16 protein-coding genes are annotated in these 23,622 nt (G+C 60.5%); 4 read left to right on the forward strand and 12 right to left on the reverse strand.

The window, feature by feature from the left end:
- Positions 1-10: 10 nt before the first annotated feature.
- The 3 genes from csrA to SINAC_RS12445 all read right to left on the reverse strand — a co-directional run bounded on the left by csrA (position 11) and on the right by SINAC_RS12445 (position 2,200).
- The gene (gene csrA, locus SINAC_RS12435) at positions 11-283 is read right to left on the reverse strand and encodes a carbon storage regulator CsrA (protein WP_015245992.1); all 273 of its coding nucleotides are present in this window, start codon (positions 281-283) and stop codon (positions 11-13) included.
- The gene (locus tag SINAC_RS12440; RefSeq protein WP_015245993.1) at positions 271-690 is read right to left on the reverse strand and encodes a BON domain-containing protein; all 420 of its coding nucleotides are present in this window, start codon (positions 688-690) and stop codon (positions 271-273) included. Before SINAC_RS12440 ends, csrA begins: the two co-directional genes overlap by 13 nt.
- Before the next feature lie 412 nt (positions 691-1,102).
- A complete protein-coding gene (locus tag SINAC_RS12445) occupies positions 1,103-2,200 on the reverse strand; it encodes a DUF1559 domain-containing protein (protein ID WP_015245994.1) in 1,098 nt (365 codons plus the stop codon).
- Between the two features lie 1,331 nt (positions 2,201-3,531).
- Between SINAC_RS12445 and SINAC_RS12450 the strand changes: the two genes are divergently transcribed.
- Entirely contained in the window at positions 3,532-4,389 is an 858-nt protein-coding gene (locus tag SINAC_RS12450; protein ID WP_157579428.1) for an ABC transporter ATP-binding protein, read from the forward strand.
- Between the two features lie 172 nt (positions 4,390-4,561).
- Positions 4,562-5,914 (forward strand): amidohydrolase family protein, encoded by a 1,353-nt coding sequence (locus SINAC_RS12455; RefSeq protein ID WP_015245997.1) that lies wholly within the window; start codon positions 4,562-4,564, stop codon positions 5,912-5,914.
- 28 nt (positions 5,915-5,942) lie between these two features.
- On the opposite strand, the gene SINAC_RS12460 is transcribed toward SINAC_RS12455, so the two are convergent.
- The 6 genes from SINAC_RS12460 to lysA all read right to left on the reverse strand — a co-directional run bounded on the left by SINAC_RS12460 (position 5,943) and on the right by lysA (position 14,684).
- Entirely contained in the window at positions 5,943-6,563 is a 621-nt protein-coding gene (locus tag SINAC_RS12460; RefSeq protein ID WP_015245998.1) for a TetR/AcrR family transcriptional regulator, read from the reverse strand.
- 382 nt (positions 6,564-6,945) lie between these two features.
- Positions 6,946-7,536: an ANTAR domain-containing response regulator gene (locus SINAC_RS12465; protein WP_015246000.1), complete on the reverse strand. Its 591-nt coding sequence runs from the start codon at positions 7,534-7,536 to the stop codon at positions 6,946-6,948.
- Positions 7,533-9,569 (reverse strand): PAS domain S-box protein, encoded by a 2,037-nt coding sequence (locus SINAC_RS12470; RefSeq protein ID WP_015246001.1) that lies wholly within the window; start codon positions 9,567-9,569, stop codon positions 7,533-7,535. Before SINAC_RS12470 ends, SINAC_RS12465 begins: the two co-directional genes overlap by 4 nt.
- A gap of 280 nt (positions 9,570-9,849) precedes the next feature.
- A complete protein-coding gene (locus SINAC_RS12475) occupies positions 9,850-11,316 on the reverse strand; it encodes a carboxymuconolactone decarboxylase family protein (RefSeq protein WP_015246002.1) in 1,467 nt (488 codons plus the stop codon).
- Positions 11,317-11,481: 165 nt separating this feature from the next.
- The gene (locus SINAC_RS12480; protein ID WP_015246003.1) at positions 11,482-12,486 is read right to left on the reverse strand and encodes a DUF1559 family PulG-like putative transporter; all 1,005 of its coding nucleotides are present in this window, start codon (positions 12,484-12,486) and stop codon (positions 11,482-11,484) included.
- Between the two features lie 896 nt (positions 12,487-13,382).
- Positions 13,383-14,684 (reverse strand): diaminopimelate decarboxylase, encoded by a 1,302-nt coding sequence (lysA, locus tag SINAC_RS12485; protein WP_015246005.1) that lies wholly within the window; start codon positions 14,682-14,684, stop codon positions 13,383-13,385.
- Between the two features lie 350 nt (positions 14,685-15,034).
- Between lysA and SINAC_RS12490 the strand changes: the two genes are divergently transcribed.
- The gene (locus SINAC_RS12490; protein ID WP_015246006.1) at positions 15,035-16,105 is read left to right on the forward strand and encodes a leucine-rich repeat domain-containing protein; all 1,071 of its coding nucleotides are present in this window, start codon (positions 15,035-15,037) and stop codon (positions 16,103-16,105) included.
- A gap of 92 nt (positions 16,106-16,197) precedes the next feature.
- Here the strand turns inward: SINAC_RS12490 and SINAC_RS12495 are convergent, their stop codons facing one another.
- From SINAC_RS12495 to SINAC_RS12505, 3 genes are all read right to left on the reverse strand, one after another.
- Entirely contained in the window at positions 16,198-17,115 is a 918-nt protein-coding gene (locus SINAC_RS12495; protein ID WP_020466258.1) for a hypothetical protein, read from the reverse strand.
- A 691-nt stretch (positions 17,116-17,806) separates the two neighbouring features.
- Complete coding sequence (locus SINAC_RS12500; protein WP_015246008.1) at positions 17,807-20,959, reverse strand: efflux RND transporter permease subunit; 3,153 nt, start codon at positions 20,957-20,959, stop codon at positions 17,807-17,809.
- Positions 20,956-22,068: an efflux RND transporter periplasmic adaptor subunit gene (locus SINAC_RS12505; RefSeq protein WP_044147560.1), complete on the reverse strand. Its 1,113-nt coding sequence runs from the start codon at positions 22,066-22,068 to the stop codon at positions 20,956-20,958. The genes SINAC_RS12500 and SINAC_RS12505 overlap by 4 nt, the downstream gene beginning before the upstream one ends.
- A 354-nt stretch (positions 22,069-22,422) precedes the next feature.
- Between SINAC_RS12505 and SINAC_RS12510 the strand changes: the two genes are divergently transcribed.
- The gene (locus SINAC_RS12510; protein ID WP_015246010.1) at positions 22,423-23,544 is read left to right on the forward strand and encodes a phytoene desaturase family protein; all 1,122 of its coding nucleotides are present in this window, start codon (positions 22,423-22,425) and stop codon (positions 23,542-23,544) included.
- The last annotated feature ends 78 nt before the right edge of the window (positions 23,545-23,622 follow it).

The raw sequence follows: 23,622 nt of genomic DNA on the forward strand, positions 1-23,622 counted from the left end.
TCCGACCTGTTCATTCCGTGGGCATTGCCACGATCGGCTTCATGAAGTTCTCCGGTGACCTGCCTGGTTGCGCGGGGGGACTCGCTGGGGTGGCCATCGTGGGCAACTCTGCGAGTTCCTCCTTGGATCGGATTGGGGCGCACAGTTCCTCACGATAGATCCCAACCCGGTTGGGGGCCTCGAACCCAAGGCGGACTTGGTTGTGGCGAATCCCTACGACCGTGACACGGATCGCGCCATCGATCATGATCGCCTCGTTCAACTTGCGGCTCAGGACCAGCATTGTTCCCCACTCCCTTCTGGATGCGTGGAGGGGCTCGGCCCTTCCCACGATGGAAGACCCCGTTCGCACGGGTTGGAGCCGGTCACGCCCATGGTTTCCTCACCGTTCCCCTCACGGCCAAGAGGCGAGCGGCCTGCGGGGGCAACGATTTCAATCTGATTGATGATCTGGTCGACATCGTCGATCTCGGAGACGATCGCCTGGGCGACCTGCTTCAGGTAGTAGGTGGGAAGGCAACCGCGAAGCCGCACGATCCCTGCGCAGACCTCGTACGAAACGCCGCGCAAGGCCAGGTAACCGCTACCGCGAAGTCGGCGCTCGACCTCAAGGGAAAGGCCGGCTCCCAAACTTACCCCCGGGAGCGCCAATATCTCGCGATCGTGGGTATGGGTGAGTGAAACAGTCATGGTGACGACTCCTGTGCGCCTCGGGATGGAGAGTCCAACACCGAGACCCGGGGCGGCAGCCATTACCGCAGTGCACTGGACCGAAATGCAGGGCGTTCCGGATCTCCGTTCATCGGAAGGGCGGGCCAGGCGCAAACAAACAGCCCCGACCATGCGCAAATTCGCAAGGTGGGGCCACCATAGCCTCGATCAATTGCCCGCCATGAGCAATGACAACCTTATCGTAACGGCAATTTCAGCATACGTCAAGAGTTCCTGGTTCGAGCGAACCGGAGCAGCGTGCCAAGAGATCATCGCCTCCCGGCCCGACTCTCTTTGGTTTGGTCGGGCGTTCCGAAGGTGCGCGACATGCCGAGGGGACCGAGGGCGACAAAGCCCCCGGTCCTGCTCCAAGAAGACGTCTTGATTGACCTCAAAATGAGTCACTACTGATCACCTCGCCACAGCCGATCGTCCCCAGACTCCACCAGGTGTTCTGATTGGTTGAGTCCTTCATGAACTGGACGTGACCGTCGGCCAGGAGCACATTGACCCCGCCGGAGTGATAGCTATCCGCATTGCTGATATTAGAACACGCACCCGAGGCGAGAAAACCGCAGTAGGCCCATTCATCCGACTCGCCATTGGGGGGGACGATGGTGTTGAACAAGGTCGCACACATCGCTCCTTGGCACCAGTTATCGCCACGTTGTAGGTCGGGCGTCTTTGTCAAGTTGTTCCAGGTCTGCGAGCACGCAGCGATGCCGGCCTTCACGCCGGCCGGATTATTGAATGCGTTGTACTGAATGGCCCCGGTGGCCCCGGTCTGAAGCGGTACGCCGACCAGACCGACCAGCTTCGACTTCGGCCTTGCCGAGGTACTCCCGACCGTCGATTCGGAGTAAGCGATTGTGTTCGACGTGCCGTCAACAACGCTGGCAATGGTCTTGGATTGTTGGAAAGCGAACAGACCTGTCGTCGGGACGTTGGACAGGTTCGGCGTCGCGGTATTGGTATTCGAGCCGCTCCCACCAAGGATGTCGGTGGTGGCCCCGATGGACGCAAAATAGCAATTATTGCCGGCGGTGCCATCGTTCGCGGCGGTCGGCCCATTCGGATCCGAAGGGCAAAGGAACGTGAGGACTTGCGTGTGGAAGATGGTGTAGTTGGGGTATGCGGTGGGGTACCCCGTGGAATCACAGGTAAAGTTGAAGTTGATTGCGTTGTAAAGCGCATTCTGCTCGAGTTGCGGGAGCAAGGCCGCGTGCGAACTCCAAGACTCCTTGGCCTGATAGCTCATCGTCGCCGGAGCGAGTACGCCGCTGCCGGACCCCATGGGGAAGCTGTTGTTGACATTATGGTAATTGTGCATCGCAAGCCCGAACTGCTTCAGATTGTTGACGCACTGCGAACGCCGGGCCGCTTCGCGCGCCGCCTGCACCGCGGGAAGCAGAAGGGCAATCAAGACCGCAATAATGGCGATGACGACCAGCAGTTCAATCAGCGTGAAACCTTCTCGCTTGCTTCTCATCGGGAAAACCCTCTGGATTAGAAAAGAAGGAACCAACAACGAACGCTGTCCGACCTGATTTTGCGCATGGAGCCGCCACCGCGAACGATTGCAGAGGCATTCGGATCTGAAAACGGGCTTCGGATTTACGTGGTATGGCTCTTCTCATAAGCCACTTTGACATGCAGTCAAAGTGACACGTACCATCGGAGCTCGACTTCGCCGCAACAGACACACAAACGGTGTGACAGTTGTCGTAAGCAACGATCGGCCTGGGATTGGCTCCTGGCTGGATTCTTATGCGAAAAAGATGGGATTCGGAATCGAAGGTCCGAAACTTCGTGCCAGCACACGGAGGGCGAGCATTGCCGCTCCCCGCGCGGCGATCGGAGGCCGATCGGCTGGTCCAGTCCACAATGATCCAACACCCGTAGAGGTTCGGGTGAGATGCGAGATCATCCTATTCGGCTCGTTTGCATTGTCGACCTTTCTGCAAGTGAGGCAGATGAGGCCCGCAGGGTATCCGAAGCGCGAGAATCGGCAACGGCACCCTCGAAAAACGACCGGCAAGTTTTCGTGGAGAGCTTACTCAACGCAGACAACTTTAGTCTGAGCCGAATATACGTCAGGCGCATGGGGATGATCAATCTAGGTTTGATCTTTTTTCTCAAGTTTTCGGCCAGCCTTCCGTCTCCACAAGGATTCCGTCGAGACCACTCGATTTCGAAGGCCACGCAATCTTGGACTTCAAGAGCGTTTCTTGCCAGTGTTCGCGTAATATTGAAAGCATGAATTCCCGTAGCGACCAGGAATAAATCGGTTTACAGATCCCCCCAAAAAACCACCATTGAAACCCTGCTCAAAACAACCAAGAACGCACTAAACAGGTTCGTGAAATAAAGTCATTGATGACAGACGTCCCAAACGGGAGTCCGAGGATCAGAGTCTGTGAACCTGGGCCAACCATCGACTGAGAAATGTCCTGGGTCGATCCATGGCAGCCTCCACGCGATGGGATGGTTGTCGATGGTTCGCACGGCACCACCATTCGCGGCCGACGGCTCAGGGGAGGCTCACGCTCGGGGAAGGCTCGAGGAATGCAAGGCCCGTGCCACCCACTCGTTATGGACGAAGGATGGGATGAAATCGTGCTCCCCTTTGCCGCTCTCGCTTGACTGGAAAGGCCCCGACTCGTCCAATACAAATGACTCCACGGGCGGGACGAGCGAACAAAGCAAGGGTTGCTCGTGTCATTTGGGGATTCTATCGGATCGATGACCGGACGGCTCTCCGAGCTGGCCCGGTCAGGATTGATTTGTACTTTGCATTGGATGGGACCAAAGGTCGAGACCATGGATCGAAGCGCAGCGGAGGGGGCCGGCAACGGCCGTTCGGACGGGTTCGCCATCGTCGCCCGAGGTGTGGGCGTGCAGAAGGAGGACCGCTGGATTTTGAAGGATGTCGATTGGACGGTGCCGACGGGAGCGTGCGTCGCCATCCTTGGGCCGAACGGCAGTGGCAAAAGCTCACTCGCTCGGGTCATCTCGGGCTACCTTTGGCCGACCGAGGGGGAAGTTTCCGTCCTTGGTGAGGTGTTCGGCTCGGTGAATCTGCACGAGCTCCGCGAGTCGCTCCGGCTCGTCCAGCCCATCGGGCAGGCCGAGCCGGCCCCCGAAATGACAGCGTTGCAGGTCGCCCTGACGGGGGCCTTCGGGACGGTCGGACTGTACAGCGAACCCCCCGGTGAGCTCCGGGCCGAGGCGGAACGGCTCCTCGGCGTGGTCGGGCTCCGGTCAGTTATGGGGCACCCCTATCGGACCCTGAGCAACGGCGAGCGGATTCGCTGCCTGATCGCCCGGGCCCTGGTACGCAAGCCTCGACTCCTCTTGCTCGACGAGCCGACGGCGGGCCTCGACCTCCTGGCTCGAGAGCAGGTCCTCGCGACGATCGAGTCGCTCTTCCGCTCCGGCGACGAACGTCCGACGGTGGTCTTGATCACGCATCACCTGGAGGAACTACCGCCGGCCGTCTCGCGGGTCATGGTTCTCGACGAAGGGAAGGTCGCCGCGGAAGGGACTCCCGAGGAAGTGCTTACCTCGGAACTTCTCTCAGCCGTTTATCGATGTCCTCTCGACGTGGTCCAGAGCAATGGCCGCTATTACTCACGAGTGAGCCCAGGGGCATGGGACGCCTTGCTGGCGTCGGGCTGACCCAAGAAAAAAGGGGCGCCGGGCCGGGCACCACGGTGCGCCGGCTCCAGACCGATGGAGTCTGGGACATCCTCATCAACAACGCTACGTCCCATTGAGACGATTCTCCCCAAGGCGAGCAGGTGTCCCCCTCCTCATGGCAGGCCCAAAAGCGATGGTAAGGAAAGGCAGCATGAAAATCACATCGATCGCCCGCCTGTCTGCGATGCTCTGGGGCTTCTCGCTGTTGCCTGCAACGGCGGCAGAACACGTCGTGGCTTTCACGCACGTTCGGCTGGTCGATGGCAAGGGGGGGCCTCCCATCAACGAGGCGGTGGTGGTGATCGAGGGCAATCGCATTGTCACGGTCGGTCCCAGCGGAACGGCAATCCCCGAGGGGGCGGAGATTCGTGACTCCCACGGGCTCACGATGATCCCTGGCCTCGTTTCCGATCACAGTCACATTGGGCAAGTCGGTGGCACGTCCACCGGGGCCGAGAACTATACGAGGACCAGGATCGAGGCGGAGTTGCGTCAATATCGCGACTACGGTGTGACGACCGTCACCGCCCTGGGCAACAATGGACCTCTCTTCGAGACGATCCGGGCCGAGGCTCATGCCGGCCGGACCGATGGCGCCGATCTGTTCGGCGTAGATCGCGGAGTCGGAGTGCCCGACGGCGCGCCGCCGCAAGCAATGGTCAAGCTCGGCCCGGACCAGCTCTTCCGCCCACGCAACGCGGTCGAGGCGCGGGCCGCCATCACGGCGATGGCGGAGCGGAAGACCGACCTGATCAAGATCTGGCTCGATGATTTCGCCGGCGGTGTGCCCGCCAAGATGAGCCCCGAGGTCTACAATGCAGTCATCGACGAAGCCCATCGCCGGGGCATCCGCGTCGCCGCCCATATCCATGACCTGGCAGATGCCAAGGCAATTGTCGCGGCCGGGGCCGACATCATTGCCCACGGCGTGCGCGACCAGCCGGTTGATCCGGTGTTTATTGATGCGATGAAAGCCCAAGGCGTCTGGTATGTCGCGACCCTGAGCCTTGACGATGCCACGTTCGCCTGGGCCGATCAGGCGCCGTGGACGCAAACTCCGTTCGCCAAAGCAGCCCTCTCGCCCGAGCTCGCCCGCCAGTTCGCCGACCCAGCCTGGCGCTCCAAAGTGCTTGCCGATCCCAAAACCGCGGCAGCGCGAGCCTCACTCGCAATGAACCTACGCAACCTCAAAACGCTTCACGACGCAGGCGTCAAAATTGGCTTCGGCACCGACAGCGGCGCCACTCCGCTGCGCGTGGCCGGGATCGCAGAACACCGCGAGCTGGCACTCATGGTTGAAGCCGGCCTGACTCCGCAACAGGCTCTGAAGATCGCCACCGCCAACGCGGCCGACGCGCTGAGGCTCACCGACCGCGGCCGGATCGCCCCCGGACTCCGGGCCGACTTCATCGTCCTGGATGCGGACCCATCCCGAGCGATCGGCAACAGTCAGTCCATTCGCGAAGTCTGGCTCCGCGGACGGGTCTTTCCCCGCGTGAAATAGGAGATCGCCTATTTTCACGGCACGAACGTCAGTTCGTCTTGCGGTGGAGAGGCGGAATCGAAGACAGCGGTTCAGAATCTGTGACCAGGCTCGCCTTGGCGAAGTCACGGCAAGAGGCGAGGATCCGTTCGCCCAGAGCTTCATCCTGGACGGATCGGGCGACTCCGAGTCCGCCGACGCAAAGGGCGACGATCGCGAGGGCCCGATCCTCCGAGAGTTCCTCTCCCGCAGCGGCCATCAGCCGGGCGGCAAGGTTACGGACGATGGCCTCGAAGCTCGCCTTCACCGGCCCGCCTGCGCGTGCGATCTCGGAGGCCAAGGCCGGCAGCGGGCAGCCGTCCTCGGTGTTCCTCATATGCCGTGGGGCAAGATAGCGTTCGATGAAGGCGACTGCCGAGGCGAGACCAGCCGCCCCCTGACGCTCCTTCTCTGGTGGGGTGTCCGTTTCGGACGAGGCGGGCGCCAACACCTCGGCGAGGAGCGCTTCCTTGGAGCGGAAGTGGGCGTAGAACCCTCCGGCGGTGAGCCCCGCCTCTTCCATGACCTGATCCACCCCCGCCGCATGATACCCCTCGCGCCGGAAGACCTTCCCCGCCGCCCGGAGGATCTTGGCCCTGGTCTGCTCCTTGTGACCGGTCGGATAACGCATGAGCCGCCTCCACCTGATTCATAACGATCGCGAGAGAGATCCTGCCGCAATCTCCTCGTTGGAAGCCAACATCGTGTGAGACTCGAGCATTCCCTTGCGGCCGCGATGCGCCTCCAAGACCTGAGTGGAGTCGGGCCTGAGCCTTGGCCTCGCGACCTCGCTCGCCCACAAGATTTCCGAAGAGAGCGTGATCAGTAAGCCCACGACGCATCATATCACGCACGTAATTCAAAGACAAGGAGGATCGCGTCGTGCAGTGGATGCGGCCTCCACTCACGCCATCTCGCGAGCCTGCCTCGAATCACCCAAACAAAGCAACAAAAACAATTGCCAAAATACAATAATTTCAAAATTAACCATAAACTCAGCAATAACGACATGCCTATTCGCCTCCATAAGCCTCTTCAGCCGTAAGAATGATCCGGGCAATTTCGATCAATTTCATGTTCTTGTCACTGGCAATTTTTTGCAGTCTGCGGAAGGCTTCGTGTTCATCAAGGTTCGCCTTCTTCATGAGGATGCCCTTGGCTTTCTCGATGGTCTTGCGATCCTCGAGAGCCTGTTTAAGGTCGGCAGCCTCCTTGCGGAGGGCCTGGAACTGATCGAAGCGGCGGATGGCGATTGCGATGGCCGGTTCGAGGTCGGCCTGCTTGATCGGCTTGACGAGAAAGGCCATCACGAAGTCGGCCTCCGCACGTCGAATTGTGGCAGGGTCATGGTAGGCGGAAACCAGGATCACGGGAACTGCGGAATTCTTGTAAATGAGGGCCGCCGCGTCGATGCCGTCCATGTCGGGCATCTTGATATCGGTAATCACCAGGTCTGGTTTTCCGACACGACAGTGCTCGACAAGGTCTCGGCCGGTTCCCGAGACGGCGATCACCTCGTGTCCCAGGTGTGGCAGGATCGTGCGGAAGTATTCCTGCATGTCGGGTTCGTCGTCGGCAACGGCAATCCGTAGCGAGTGGTTCATGACTCCCCTAGCGGTAAAGTGATCACAATCTCGGCGCCCTGGCCAATGGCTTCCCCCACGGCAATCTGCCCGCCGTGAGCCTCGATGATGCGTCGGGCAATCGCCATGCCCAGGCCGGTCCCCTTCGTTTTCGTCGTGTAGAATGGCTCGAAGACCCGCTCACGGTATTCCAAGGCGACCCCTGGACCATTGTCGCGAACGGTGACCTGGAGAAGAGGGGGGCCATCGACCTCGATTCTCCTACAGCAGACCTCAATCTTGACCGGATCCGAGCACGCGGTCAGGGCATTCTCGAGGATGTTATGAAAGACTTGCCCCAGGCGGAATGGGTCGACCATCCAGCGCAGATCGGGATCGTCACTCATTTCCACGAGTGCGGCCACTCGGCCTGTTCGTTGGGGTTTCAGGTTGATCCAAGCCTCCCGCCAGATCTCGGCGAGCTTGCAGTTGCGTCGCTCGAGCCGAATCGGCGCGACATAGCCACGGACATCCTCGTAGAGAAGGTGGAGTTGGTCCTGGGCTTGCTGAAGGCGATCGATAAGGTCAATTGCCTTGGGTCGGTCCTGGACATGCAGGGATAGCATCTCCAGACAGGCCTGGCTGCGCTGAAGCGCGTTGCGGCTCTCGTGAGCGAGCCCAGCAACCATCTCCCCGATGGCGGCCAGCCGTTCCGCATGAAGCGCACGCTCCTGAGCCTCCTTGAGATCCGTGATATCCTGGCCAATGGCCAATACGCCAACAATCCTTGACTCAGCATCATTGAGGACCCGATGGGACCAGCGAATTTCACGCTCCCGCCCGCTCTTGGTCACGATCAGGTTCGCCGTCCCCCTGGTCTCCACCTCGTCGAGGGTCTTCCGGAAGACCTCCCGAATCCGGATCCGATCCCGTACGGGTAAGAGGGTCTCGAAAAAGTCCCGATCGAGCACTTCCTCCGCCCGGTAGCCGGAGAGTTCCTCCGCGAAATGGTTAAAGCGGACGATGCGGCCCTCCGGACTCAGGAGAACGACAACGGCCGGGGCCGCGTCGATCAACCCTTCGGCCAGGTCGCGCTGTCGCCGTAGCTCCTCCTCAGCCCGCTTCCGCTCGGTGATGTCGCGGTAGATGACGACCGCCCCTTTGATCACTCCATCATCGCAGATCGGGCTCGCGTTGACGCTCATCCAGCGCCCCGAATGCGCCCCCGGCTGCCTGACAAAAACCTCCTCATCGGTGACCGGCTCACGCCTGAGCGCACGGACGAGCGGCAGCTCCTGGAGCGAATACGTGGTGGCGGTATCGGGATGGTAGGCCATCCCCAAGAGTGCCCATTCCTCAGGAGGAGCCCCGACCCTGAGCGGACCGATCAAGCGCTCGACGGCCGGGTTGCAGAGCAGAATCTTCCCGTGGACATCAACGACGACGATGGCGTCTGAGGCGTTCTCCAGGAGTGACCGGATAATCTCCGCCTGCCGCTTCAGCTTATCCCCGGCCCGCTGGCCCTCGACGACTCCCCCCGTGACCTGGCCAAGGACTGCCAATTGCTCTGTGCGCGGGAGACGCAATGCGAGTTCGGATTGATAGGCAGCCTCGATAATGGCCAGGTCGAGGTCGAGCAGCTTGTTCAAGGAACGGGCGGTTTCCTCGAGCAAGGCATGATCCCCCTTCCAGTTTTCCTGGAGGACGCGGCCCAGTCCGGTCCGGAGTCGGGACAAGGCCACGTTCGCGTAGACTTGATCGAGGCCAATCTCAACGTGTCGCCAACCGACCAGCCAGAGGCGATCCACATACGACTCGTCGTACCGGCCGGCAAGCAACTCGCGGACCCACTGCAAGAGCGTGGCCTTGTGGCGGTCGATCTGAGGCTGTCCCCCCCTGATCACGTTGAAAGCCGCGGGGTGTCGCTCGAGCTGGGCGTAGAAGTCGTCGATCAAGGCGGGCAGGTCAGGATCGAGCAGGGAAGCGACAGCCCCGATCCGCCGGGCATCCTCGTCGGTCCAGCTCACGTAGGATTGCAATTCCCGGTAGCGATCGAAGCGACGATCGGTGATCATTCCCGCACCTCGAACCCGCTCACCGCATCAAAAAGAAAGCCCACGCCCCGCCTTGGGGCGGTTGCGTGGGCTCTCGTGACCCGGGTCGGATTGCCCTTCGCGAACAATCCGGCTGTTGCAATCTCCAATCTACTCGAAGTTCAGGACCGGGGGAAACGCTCCTGCTGAAATTGGGATTCCCAGCCACCGTCGTTCAGACCACGAAAAATTTGAATCATGCACACCTGGCAGATGCTCACTGCCCCCGTTGCGATTCCAGGTCGCCGATGACGGCCCTCTTTCACTCCTCCAACCGCAAGCCAGAGGCTTCCGTGATGCGGTCGAAGGCTGCCCGGCTGGTCGTATAGCTGATCAATTGCACGACATCTCGGGGACCGGCGAGTTTGACCGCGTCGGCCACGTCTTCATCCGTGAGCACAACGGGCGAGGCCGCCAGTTTGCGGGCCACGGTGAAAAGGGCACGCTCAGTCTTCGTAAATTCCGACCAATCGCCATCCAGCTTGTCGATTTGCTCTTGAGACTGGCCGAGCCGCTCAAGGCGTCGTTTGGCCTCCCCGACGGCATACCACGCCCGGTCCTGACGAGCGATGATCCAACTCACCTGAGCCTTGAGCAAGGGCTCGAGATCCCCCTTTTCGTCGGACGCTCGCAGGCTAGTGATCCGGCTTACGCCGTCACGAGGGAAGTTGGCAAGCAACCGGACCCACTGGGGAAGCGGGCCATCGGGCCAGCTCTCAGAGAGGAGCTCACGAGCCTTGGCCTCATCCAGGAGCGGCAAGCGCGGCTTTCGATTTCGGCAGACCTCGAGAGCTCGTTCCAGCTCTGCACGCGATTCGAGCGCGGGCCGTTCGCAAATCGTGAGTCGATTCGGCTCGCCGGAGGTTCGATCGACCTGGACCGGAGCGACCTTGGAGACCATCGTCTTGAACTTTTCAGGGGTCGGCGTCAGGTAGGTTTGGTGAGGGGCCGGTTGGTCCGGGGTGGGAGCAGCAACCGTACCATTCTCCGTCCGCCTGCCGAAGTTGCCGCCGTCTTTGGACTGGGGGATACCTGCCCCCTCTTTCCAGCGGTTGATTGCATTGTTGCCGGAGACCGAGAGGATCATCTCGAGGATCTGCAAGTCTTGATAGAATTTGCGGAGTCCCTCGATGTCCGCATCATTCAGGTTATGAGGCTCGTAAGTCAGCTTGCGTGCGAAGGCGAACGCAGCGCGCTGAGCTGGGGTGAACTCCAGCCAATCACCATCGAGGGCGGCGATCTCCTCTTCCTTCAGGCCGGCCGCCAAGAGCTTCGATTCCTGGTGTCCCAGGCAATACTGGCAATTGTTGGTCCGCGAGACGACCCAAAACATCTGGGTTTTGAATGCATATTCCAGCGACATCTTGGGATCGTTATTGCGTCCAATCCCCGCACCCGCGCCGGATCCGCCCTTCAAGTCACCGCCGGCACCGCCTTGCCCAGTCCCGGCACCCGCGGTCCGATTCCCACCTCCAAAGCCAAAACCCTCGCCGGGAGAGAGATAGAGCTTGCGAAGCCGACTCTCATAGCCGCTCTCGCGTTCGCCCAGCTTCGCCGTCTCCTCCTCGGTCAGTTCCGGAAGGGGAATGCGAGGACGCCGGACCTTCATGTCTTCGAGGTACTGCTTCATTTCGGGCCGGGTCAGCGGCACGGGCCGAGGTTCATCGGCCTTGAGTGCGCTGACCGCCGCGAACATCAAACCCATTGCCAGGGCCGCAGCTTTGCACATGGCACGTGTCCTCTCTCGTCGTCAAAAATGAAAACGGAATATCAATGAACGATGACATCAATAGTAAGGAGGCGATCCGGCCTAGTAAAGGAGGCGATCCGGCCTAGTAAAGGAGGCGATCCGGCCTCTGACCAGGCAACGGGGTTACGATCCCAAGGCCTTCGTTCAGAAGCTATCGCTGCTGATGATTTCGCCGCCGTTGCGGGTTCCCAGGGCCCGCCAGGTGACGAGGTTGACCGACGACTTGATGAACTTGACCGAACCGTCGGCGATGCAAACATTGACGCCGCCGGGGTGGCGACTGTTGGCCGTGGTGCTGGTCCGTTGCGGCGGGAACATGCATGACCGCGAGTTCGGCGGGCTGCCATGATAGTATTTAGTCGTCGTGTGACCGTCAGACATCCAGGGCGCTCCAGCGTTGGAATTCCCTTGCTTGGTGAGGTCATTAATGTCCACGGCCCGGCACATCTGGAGCGCTTCATCAGCGTCGGCGGGGTAGGTTCCCGGCTGATACGTGTCGGATAATTCGGTGGTGATCGTGTTACTGTAGTCGCCCTTGACGTGCTCGCTAAAGGCGGCCGTGTTGCTCGTACCGTCGATGACGTCGGCGACCTTGATGTTGATGTCGCCAAAGATCAGGCCGTTCGGAGGTGGCATGGACTTGTTCACACCCGCGGTGTCCTGCGCACCAAAGGAATTGACAATGCTCGTCCCGCAATTGACCCGGTAACCGATGCCGGCGTAGCCCGCCGGGAGTTGATTCTGTGCGTCCGACGGGCAGAGAAAGATGTTGACGCTCGTCACCAGGGCGGTTGCATTCTCCGGGGCGGAGGTGGCTCGGCTGAAGTTGATCGCGTTGTACAGTGCAGCCTGCTCCATGAACAACAGCAGGCGTGTCTGCGCTGAAAAGGTCGACGTGGAACCGGTTGCCACGTTGAGGCTCACACCGATTGGGAACGACCCGTTGATGTCGTGATAGCTGTGGAGTGCGAGACCAAACTGTTTCAGGTTGCTCACACAGTTCGCCCGACGCGCCGCTTCGCGGGCCGCCTGAACGGCGGGCAACAGCAGTGCAATCAGAACGGCAATGATCGCGATCACGACGAGCAGTTCGATCAGAGTGAATGCACGTCGCGTCAACTCACCCAAACCTCGATTATTTTTGCGCATACAATCTCCCTCCTGGTCCCCGAAATCATTCAGACTTAATTGCTTTGCTCGCTGATGAGGTGAGAGAATCGGACATGCTGACTTGGCTTAGAGGTACTCGAACGCACCCAAGTACGTGAATCAGCATGTCGACCGAATGGTTATATCACGCCTCCGGCATTCGCGGCTACAAGGACGTCCTCACAAGTTTTCAGATCGACCAGGCAATGCTCTCGATTCAACAGGAACCCAATGACTGCTACGGCGCAACCGACAGCGCCAGTAGAAACCAGTCAAGCAGTCACGTTGAGCACGGCATCCGGTCGTTGCCCACCGGCATCCGGGCAAGAACCATGCGCGGACCATTCCACAAGCCGAATGTCGGACCTGACAGAACGTCGCCAAGTGACCCTGAAGTCTCATCCTGACCTCAAGGCAACAACGGCCCCTGGCCAAGGGGAGCGTTCTGCTGCCCCTTCATGGCCGACCAGGGCGCATCCAAGGCTGCCGAGCGACATCGTTGGTTGTCTGGCTTCATGCAGGAAGTCAGGAAAGAGACCTCTGCATGCTCATTGCAACGAGCGAGTGCATTGCAATTCTGAAGGGGCAACCGTCAACCGCCAGAGGAAAATCCACAAATCAATGACCAACAGAATTGTTTTCAATAGCCCCAGAAGGACAACCTTCTGAGTAAGCCCTCAGCAATTGACGATCGTCTCGCCGAGGCTGCAAAGCCAAGCATTCACTGGCATGACTTCAAATCAAATTCGACAAGCTCCAACATACATGTTTCAGCGCAAAGCAAATCAAAAAAACTGAGCTGGTCCGCAAACTCACCCGCTTGCGGACCAGCTCCAGCAACTAGCAACTCGCAACGATAAACGGAGGCGAATACCGCCGCGAGTGGAACTCCGCAATCAGAGAGCCGCCGACCCGGCATCAACCGACGGGATCGACTCGCCCCGGATCAAGTCCTCGAAGGTTTGACGGCGACGAACGAGGTGGGTGCTGCCGTCGGAGTTGACCATCACTTCAGCAGCCATCGGCTTCGAGTTGTAGTTCGAGCCCATGGTGAAGCCGTAGGCACCGGCACGCTCGATGATCAGGTAGTCGCCCACCTTGGCACTCGGGAGCAATTGAGAACCGACGACACCGCCATCGGACTGGGTGAAGATGTCGCCCGACTCGCAGAGCGGTCCGCCGACGACCACCGACCGCCGCTCCCGGTTGGTCGAGCCATCGGCCGGCGCGATCGACATCGGGTGGTACGCACCATAGAGAATCGGCCGGGCCAGGTTGTTGAAGCCGGCGTCGAGGAGGTAGAACGTGTTCGCCCCCATCTGCTTGACAGCGCGGATCTCGGCCACCAGGTAGCCACTCTCCGCCACAAGATAGCGGCCCGGCTCGATTTCCAGTCGGACGGGGTGGCCAAAGGCCTCCTGAAGTCGGCGACGGGTCGCGTCCCAAAGGAGGAAGTAGGCGGCGATATCAACCTTCAAGTCGGTCGTGCGGTAGGGGGTCGGCAGGCCTCCGCCGGCGCTGATGGTCGTGATGGTCGAGCCGATCGCCAGCGCAACACGCTCCAGGGCCCCGCAGACCTGCGACAGATGTTCCAGGTCGGTTCCCGAGCCGATATGCATGTGCAGGCCAGCGATCTTCAAGCCATTCTGCGCCGCGAGCGCGAGGCAGTCGCCGATCTGGTCGTGCCAGATGCCATGCTTTGACTGCTCACCGCCGGTGTTGGTCTTCTGGCTATGGCCATGTCCAAACCCCGGGTTGATCCGCAGGGTGATCTCGCGGCCGGGGGCACGCTGGCCATACTGGGCGATCATGTCGGGCGAGCCGCAGTTGACATGAATCCCTTGTTCAACCACCAGGTCGAGCGACTCATGGTCGAAGATGTCGGCCGTGTAGACGATCGGCGGCGGGTCGCCAACCGGAACGTATCCGGCCGCCCGCGCCCGGCCAATCTCTCCGGCGCTCACAGCATCCACCAGCACGCCTTGGCGACGAACCAGGTCGAGCACGGCCAGATTCGAGTTGGCCTTCTGGGCGTAGCGAATGGTGTCGAACGCCCGCAAGTCATTGATCCGCTCCTGGATCAATGAAGATTCGTAGACAAACGTAGGCGTCCCGAACCGGCGGGCAATTTCGCTGATGGGAACCCCGGCGATCTCATGCCGCAGGTCGGAGAACTCGGGTGCGACGGCAGTCGTCATGCTGAGTCGTCTCACTTCTCACGGAAAAAAAAGGGGAAGGACTGCGGGCCGTCGAGTCCTGGACCGGCCCATCGGAAACCATTCAGATTAACGAATGGGCTCGGTCTTGCCAATGGCTCCGACGGCAGTTCAGGGTCCCTGACCCGAGACTAACCGTACGGTAAGAGGTCGCGACAAAGGTTCCTCCCACCGATTCCACGCGCTGATGGTCCGAAAGGATTCAAACCCGTAATGATCCCGCCCCCAAGGTTCAAAGAAAAAGACACCTGGGCCGGCCGAACTTGTACACCTTCGACAATTGTCGCACAATACTCTTGGTCGCGAAGAGTAGCCCCGACGAGGGTCTTCCAATGGATCGATTCCAGGGTGGCACCGGCGAAAGTTCAGACAGCCCGGAAAGGCGATTTTGGTGGCGATGGCCTCGTGCCCGCTTCCGCGTACGGGCGTTGATGACACTCATCCTCCTGCTCGGCGGCTGCCTTGGGTGGCTCGCCAACCGTGCCAATGTCCAACGCGACGCGACGGCGGCGATCAGGCAGTCGGGGGGAACGGTCGTCTACGACTGGCAATTGACCCCGGTCAACTACGTTTATGGTCATGGTTTTCAGCCGAGGGTCGCGGGGAAGTCGATCTGGCCGAAGTGGCTCATCGATCGCCTGGGTCCGGACTATTTCGGGAGCGTCAAGCAAGCTTCTCTCGGATCCCAGGCCACCAACGCAACCATGTCCCACGTTGGGCGACTCAGCCAGTTGGAGGAGTTGGACGCTACCGGCGGGAGCAAACTGACCAACGCTGGCCTGGTCCACTTGCAGTCGCTAACACGACTCAGAATGGTTGACCTGAGTCTCTTGCCCGGCGTAACCGGGAAGGGACTGATCCACTTGGCCGAATTGACCAGCCTTGAACGCCTCAATCTATCCAGCCCCGTCGCCGATGCCGACCTCGTCAATCTCAGTCGATTGACCAACCTACGCTTGCTGAGGTTGAACGGTGGAGGCAACGGGATCACCGACGAAGGCCTGGCGAACCTGAAAGGACTCACGGAACTCAGAGAACTCATTCTCAGGAATAGCCAAGTCACAGGCACCGGATTGACTGCCTTGCAGGGAATGATCGCGATGGCAGATTTAAAATTGATAAACAGTCACCTTGAAACCCTGGAACCCCTGCAGCGGATGACCGGGTTGAAGTCCCTTTGGATCCACAGATCGCCTCTCGACGACAGGGGACTGAAGCATGTTGAAAATTTGAAGAGTCTGCAATACCTTAGCCTCGAGGATACACGGATTACAGACGACGGATTGAAATCACTCCTCGACCTTCGAGGACTCCGAGAGGTCGACGCCAGAGGGACTGGGGTTACCATCATGGGATCCGCCACATTCCAGCAATCCAATCCCAAAACAAGCATTTTCCGATAACAAATCACCCAGAAACCAAGCACCTGCCGGCACGAATTTCTACTTACGAATCCGACCTACGGATCTTCGAAGCGTCTCCAACCGATAAAGGCTCATGTCGGATTACCGGCCAGGACTTCGGCAACGGAGAACCGTTCGATCCGAACGGGATCCTGTGAGGGTTGAGAAACTCCATAAACCCAGAGACCATCGCCTGAGAATGCGGGTGGGCTGAGGAGAAACCTTCCTGAGCATTCGACCGCAGTTGCTTCATCGACGGAAGGCAAGTTCGACGAACCTTGGATCATCAACGGTGCCAGCCTAAGTCGGTGGGTGGTCTCGGATTCGCCGCAGGCGAGGTAGGCAAGTACAATGCGGCCGTCGGAGAGCGTCGCGATCACGGGCAAATCTTCGACCACCATTCGCTCGGCCGAGTTCGCAGCCTCCTTCGAGATGAGTGGAGCTCCCGCCACGATTGCCGAATAGTCACGGCTGAGTTGTAGCCACCATAACTGCGTCTGTGATGCACGTCGGAGCACCGGCTGAATCAATGGCCCTTCGGCAATGGTGACCGCGACGATGATCTTCCCCTCCAACCTCGGGTCAGACGGCCAGGTCGGAGCCGAAACCCTCATCAAACCTGCCGGGGGTTGGCTCTGCCAGATAAGGGGAAGAGGACTCCGCTTGTCGTCGGCAGCCGAATTCGGGTTCCGGGGATCCTCGAACGAGAATCGGTAGAGACGCCCGTCCGTACCGGCGAAGAGGATTCTCGCGGAGGTGTCTGGGAACCAGCACGGTGGGCTCGCCGGGATAACATCCATTTCGACGCGGTCGAGCACTTCCCTACTAGGCAAGGCGTACCTCGCCAGACCGTTCGTGAAATCTTTATCGGGACGGGATCGCCCCATCCAGAGTCCAGCGAGGTGCGTGCGGCCCCAGCGATCCTGCCAAGGCGAACAGCCAGCGAATTTGAGCAAGTGCGAGTCAGCGAGTGGGAAGCGCTCGATCTTATTCGCCTCGACGTCGAGCATGAAAAAGTCGGAGTGGCACACCCCAAAAAGATACGTATTGACAGGCTGATATCGAGGAGACACTACCCGGCGATCCCCGGAATTCCGGGAACACTGACGGCCAAGACCGAGAGCAATTGTGGTGAGGACCACAGCCGTGGCGACGAACAGGCGGGCTAAACCTTTCGACGGTAACCACACAGTCTCTCTCCTGAAACAGAGTGAGGAAGGGGTCACGCACCCCAGGAGCGATCGCCACTCGGGAGACGGAAAGCCGAAGGCCTATCTTACATTCGGACGTAAAGACAATTTATTTAAGATGCCGTGAACTGATTGCCAGCACGACATGATGCGAGCAAGGCTCTACTTCATGGTGCAAGCCAGGGTGCACGGCCACTGATCCAGCCATCCCCCATCATCGGCCGGCAAGTCCATCCAAAACCCCACGTCCACAAAGCTCGGCAGGAGCATGAAAACCACAATCACATTGACTGGTTTTCGGGCAGTGCCACGACTTGGCCTCCCCAAGCCTCGATGCCGGATTCAAGACAGCGCTGATTGCAGCAATTTGACAGCCTCCCCAGCGGCTTGTGAACGACATGCAGCCGTAGAAACCCTCAGGGGAAGTGACTTGGGTTCCTCGACCCGACCTCCACACAATTCACCACAACAAACAAAACAACCAGAATCTCTCAATTTCAATATACATAACCTAATGCCCAGCAACACGGGCGACATCAAGGACTTCGGAGCGACCACGTTGACTTTTATTCAAAGCCATGAAGGAAGCATCGGCCGTAGCAAGGTCGTTGGCCCGTGTCGAGTTTGCGGCCGTCCGGTGGTCCTTGGCCAGTACCGTGTAAACCGCCGGCAGCAAGAATAGCGTAAAGGCCGTCCCCACAAGCATGCCGATGACGAGGACGACACCGATCGAGTACCGGCTTTCCGCTCCGGCCCCATGTGTCAGCAGCAGGGGAAAATGGCCTACGACAGTCGCCGCCGTGGTCATCAAAATGGGACGTAACCGTACGGCCGAGGCCCGCTCGATCGCCGCCCGCCTGTCGAGTCGATCATGCCGCTGTACCTCATTGGCAAACTCGACCATCAGGATTCCGTGTTTGGAGATCAGCCCGATCAGAGTGACAAGCCCAATCTGCGTGTAGATATTTAGCGTCGCGTATCCGATGTACAGTGGAATCAGTGCCCCGAATATCGACAAAGGGACCGTCACCAGGATGATCAGCGGGTCGCGAAGGCTCTCGAACTGGGCGGCGAGGACGAGGAAGATCACAACCAAGGCAAACCCGAAGGTGACGAGGAGTTGATTGCCTTCCTGGACGTACTGCCGCGAGTCACCCAACCAGTCGAAGGAATAGCCGGGAGGCAGCGAATCCTTCGCCGCGCGTTCAAGGAAGGCCACCGCTTCCCCCATCGTCACGCCGGGGGCGGGAATCGCCTGGAATGTGGCCGCATTCTGCTGGTTGAATTGGGTGAGCCGGTTCGGTTCAGTGGCGATGCCAATCTCGACCACGGTGGACAGTGGTGTCATGAAACCGCTACGCGTCTTGACGTAGTACTTGCCCAGACTCTCGGGAGTCAGACGATCGGCCTGTGAGACCTGTGGGATCACATCGTAGGACCGGCCGTTGAGGTTGAAGCGGTTGATGTAGTTCTCGCCCACCAGCACCGCGAGGGTATCAGCCACCTCCTTCATGTCGACCCCGATCTCGTTCGCCTTCAGACGGTTGATCCGTACTCGGACGACCGGGTTGTCGTACCGCAGGTCACTGTCGATCACCACGAATAGGCCACTCTTCCGGGCTTTGTCCTTCAGTTTCTCCATGACCGCATAAACAGCCTCATAACCGGCGATGCTCCGGACAACCATCTGAACTGGCAGGCCGCCGGTCGAGCCTGGCAATGAGGGAAGCTGGAATGCGAAAACACTTTCACCTTCGATTTGGCTCGCGTCCGACTGGATCATGTTCTGGAGGACGCGCGCACTGCGATCCCGCTTGTCCCAATCCTTCAGGTTAATGCCGCCGAAGGAATGATTCTGACCGTCGTCACCGTTGATAAAGAAGGTCGTTTGGCACTCGGGGAGCGACCTGAGCTGGGCCTCGAGGCGGCGGGCATGAGCTTCGGTGTAGGCGAGGTTCGCGTATTGCGGCCCCTTCATGACGGTGAACACCGTGGCCTGATCTTCCTCGGGAGCCAGTTCTCGCTTCAGGCCGGCGAACAGGAAGCCGATCCCAGCAAACACCCCGGCCGCGAACACAAAGAGAACCGTTCGATTATTGAGGGACGCCCTTAAAAGCCTTGCGTAGACGCGGGTGAGGCCGGAGAAAACAGCCTCGATACGGCGGGGAAACCACCCTTGCGTCGAAGACTTCGACAGCAGGAACGAAGCCATCATTGGCGAAAGCGTGAGGGCGACGACTCCGGAAATGATGACCGCGCTGGCGAGGGTGAAAGCAAACTCGCGGAACAGAGCCCCCGTGAGGCCGCCCAGGAACCCGATCGGGGCATATACCGCAGCCAATGTAATCGTCATGGAAATGACGGGGACAACAATTTCCCTCGCGCCAAGCAGGGCCGCTCGGGCCGGGGACAGTCCCTCTTCAATGTGGCGGTACGTATTCTCGACCACGACGATCGCGTCGTCTACCACCAGGCCGATGGCCAGCACCATCGCCAAGAGCGTAAGCAGGTTCAAGCTGAACCCGAAGGCGAGCATCAGCGCAGCCGATCCAATGAGCGAGAGCGGAATCGTCACCACAGGGATCAGCACCGAGCGGAACGACCCCAAAAACAAGAAGATGACGACGATGACGATCACCACCGTTTCCGTGAGCGTCTTACGGACCTCCACCGTGGCGGCATCAATGAAGCGGGCCACGTCGTAGGAGACGAACACTTCGACCCCAGGGGGAAGGTTTCGCTGAAGGTCCGGCAGCATCGCCTTCACGTCTCGGACAATGTTCAACGGGTTTCCGGTCGGGGTGGCGAGAACGGCCAGGCTGGTCCCCTTCTTGCCGTTGAAGAGCCCGCTCTGGTTGGTATTCTGCTCGCCGAGTTCAACGGCGGCGATGTCTTCAAGGTGAACCAGCTTCCCGCCCGGCTCGGCCTTGATCACCATCCGCCGAAAGGATTCCACGCCGGTCAGGTCAGTGTCGGCCGAGACGGTGGCAACGGTGAACGCTCCCTTGATCTGTCCCGGTGCGGCCTGCACATTGTTTCGCCGCAATGATTCGGCAATGTCTCCGGCCGACAAACCACGAGCCGCCAGCCGGGCCGGGTCGAGCCAGATTCTCATCGCGAGTCCCTGTCCCCCCTGAAGCTCGGTGGCCGCCACGCCCGGCACGGTCGAAACCAATGGCTGGGCCAATCGAACGACCGAGTCGGTGACCGCGTGGATGGGCACCTCATCGCTGACGAAACTCAGGTACATCACGGCAGTCGGCTCGCCGGTTGATTTCGTAACGACCGGGTCGTTGACCTCGCGGGGGAGCCGATACTTGACCTCGTTAATCTTGGCGATGACCTCAGTCATCGCCCGGTCGGAATTCGCATTCAATCGCAACCGCGCCTGAATCAGGCTCTTGCCTTGCGTCGTACTCGATGAGAGGTACTCCACGCCGTCGGCCGTAGCAATGCTCTGAGAGATGGGGGCGGTGACGAACCCCTGCATGAGATCCGGAGAGGCCCCGGGATACGTGGTGGACACCGTAATGGTGGCGCTCTCCAGTTGCGGGAATTGGCGCACCGGAAGCATGGAAGCCGCACGGAGCCCAATGAGCAGGATGAGGAGGCTGACGACCAAAGACAGTACCGGACGGCGAACAAACAGGTCTGTGAACCTCATGGCTGACTCCCTTTTGACGCCAGTTCCTTCCCGACGGGTGGCGTGCCGGCGTCCGTGACCGAAACAGGGGAGCCGGGGGCGAGGTTGACCTGCCCCGAAGAGACGACCAGATCCCCCGCCTTGACGCCGGCCGCAATGGCGACCCGCCCCCCCACGCGCCGCCCGGCCTTCACGGGCACCCGTTCCGCGACCTGTCCTTTGCCCTTGGCGCGAACGACGAACACAGAGTCGCCCGCGATGGTGCGGTCCAGCGAGGTTTCAGGGACCGTGACCACGTCAGGTCCGGACGGCAGAACAACCCGCACCGAAGCGAACATACCTGGCCTCAGCACATGGTCACGGTTATCGAGCGTACCTTGCACGGGAACGGTCCGACTCTCCGCGTAGACCTGGGGTTCGATGGTGGAAACGACGGCCGGAAACGGCTGCCCCGGGAATGCGTCCACGAGCACCTCGATCGACTGCCCGGTATTCAGACGCGGGAGTGACTGTTCGGGGAGGGTGAAGTTGACGTAAAGCGCGTCGAGATCCGTGAGGGAAACGACCGGCTGTCCCGGCTGGAGGTACTGCCCCTGATCGACCTGGCGAATGCCAAGGACGCCCGCGAATGGAGCGCAAAGCTTTTTCTGGGCAATCACCGCCTCAGTCCGGGCGATTTGCCCTCGAGCCTCAACCACCCGGCTCTTGGTCGCGTCCGCCTCGCTTTTGGAGACAGCGGTCGCCGCAATCAACCGCTGTGAGCGGTCAAACTCCCGCTCAGCGTACCAGAGCTGGCCTTGATATCGTTCCAGGTCGCCACGGTCGGGGCCGTCGTTGATCTGGAGAATCGGTGCACCCGCCGAAACCGTCCCGCCGGACTCGAAATGGATCGCCTTCACCATCCCCCCAACCTCCGGGGCGATGACAACCTGCCGCACCGCCTTAAGAGAACCGATAGCCTCAAGGTACTCGGGAAGCGGCCCTGACCGGGCGACGACGGCGGCAATTGGCGTGGCAGCAGGTCCTGTACCTGTTGGCCCGGCGGCCGTGCGGGCCCGGTAGGCTTTGAATGAGTACAGGCTGCCGAAAAGGACGACCAGGCCGATGAGAGCGGCCGAGAAAGCGGTCATTTTCCACAGGGTCTTCTTCCACATAAGTCGCTTACACCAAAGCTCGCTGCCCCCGGAATTTTCCAAGAACTCTATTGGAATATCGGCGGCCGAAGCAAATATGTCAAGAGACGGCTTGGAAAACTTCACAGGCTTTCCGTACATCGGCCGAGCGGATACTTGTTCCTCTTTCGCCTCGACCTTGGCGGGCGGGCCAGCGGGCTACCCGGCTTGCGGTTAATTCGGTGGAGGCGACTCCGGTTGTTTGAATCGAGAGCGGTGTGAGCTGGCTCGCGGCAACGCCAACGACCGGTCGCGGTAACCGCCCCATACGGATGGTCGATTACGGGCGTGCCAAACGAAGGGGAGCGAGCGATGTACGACGCGGCCATTATTGGGGGAGGGATTGCCGGGATGGCTGTGGCGGCACGGCTCCAGGCAAGCGGCCTCACGACGGTCATCCTGGAGGCGCACGGCCAGCCGGGCGGCTGCGCCGGTTTCTTCCAACGCCGGAGTTTCTCCTTTGATGTGGGAGCCACCACGCTCGTCGACTTCGGCCCCGGCGGCGTCGGTGGCGAATTTCTCGAAAGCGTCGGGATGTTGCCGCTCGAGGGCGAGGTGTTGCCCGGTTATGTCGCCTGGCTGCCCGACCGAACGGTGACGCTTCACCGAGACCCAACCTCCTGGTCCCGGGAGCGGCTGAAGGCCCTTGGTGACACGCCGGCGCACCGCTCCTTCTGGCAACTCCTGGATCGGTTGGCAGACGTCTTCTGGCAGGCCAGCCGGAAAGGGGTCCGGCTTCCGATCCAGAGCGTGGCCGATGCGATCCGCGCGACGCAAGCGGTCGGCCTCGGCGGGTTGCCGCTGGTCCGCTACCTGAGTTGGACGATGACCGATGCGCTTCGGGCACATGGCCTGGAGCAGGATCAGGCCCTGGTTGGCCTGCTGGCAATGCTAGTCGAGGACACAGTCCATAGCACTCTGGACGAGGCACCGCTGATCAACGCCGCGCTCGGGATCACGATCCGGGGCGCGGGCCTAACCCGGGCGCGAGGTGGAATGCGCGGCTTCTGGCACGGATTGACCACTCATTACCGCCAGCTCGGCGGAACGTTGCGCGTTGGCTGCCCGGTTGAGCGAATCGAAGGGCAGGAGGGGGGCTTTCAGGTCATGACCCGTCGCGGTGTCATTGCAGCCGGCCAGGTTATCGCCGCCGTCCCGGCCCCCCTGGCGGCTCGACTTGGTCCTGAACCGGTTGCTGAAGCATTGGCACCTTACCTCCGCCGCGATGCCACCGCGATGGGCGGAGCCACCGTCGTCTTCCTCGGCGTCCCCGAGGGTGAGGTCGCCGGTCAAGCGTTCACCCACCATCAGCTCCTCCACGACTACGCCCAGCCGCTGGGCGATGGAAACAACATGTTCGACGGGCCGGCAAAAAGGCTCGCAGTGAACGCGGCCGTTGACCGGATTTTCGAACCGACGGTTTTTTCGCGATGATCGCGTCGCCGATCGCCACCTCGACTGGACGCGTCTCAGGGGCACCAAAGGGGGCCGGATCGGCCCCTCCAAGCGAAA

The organism is Singulisphaera acidiphila DSM 18658, assembly GCF_000242455.2.
GTDB classification, from domain to species: Bacteria; Planctomycetota; Planctomycetia; order Isosphaerales; family Isosphaeraceae; genus Singulisphaera; species Singulisphaera acidiphila.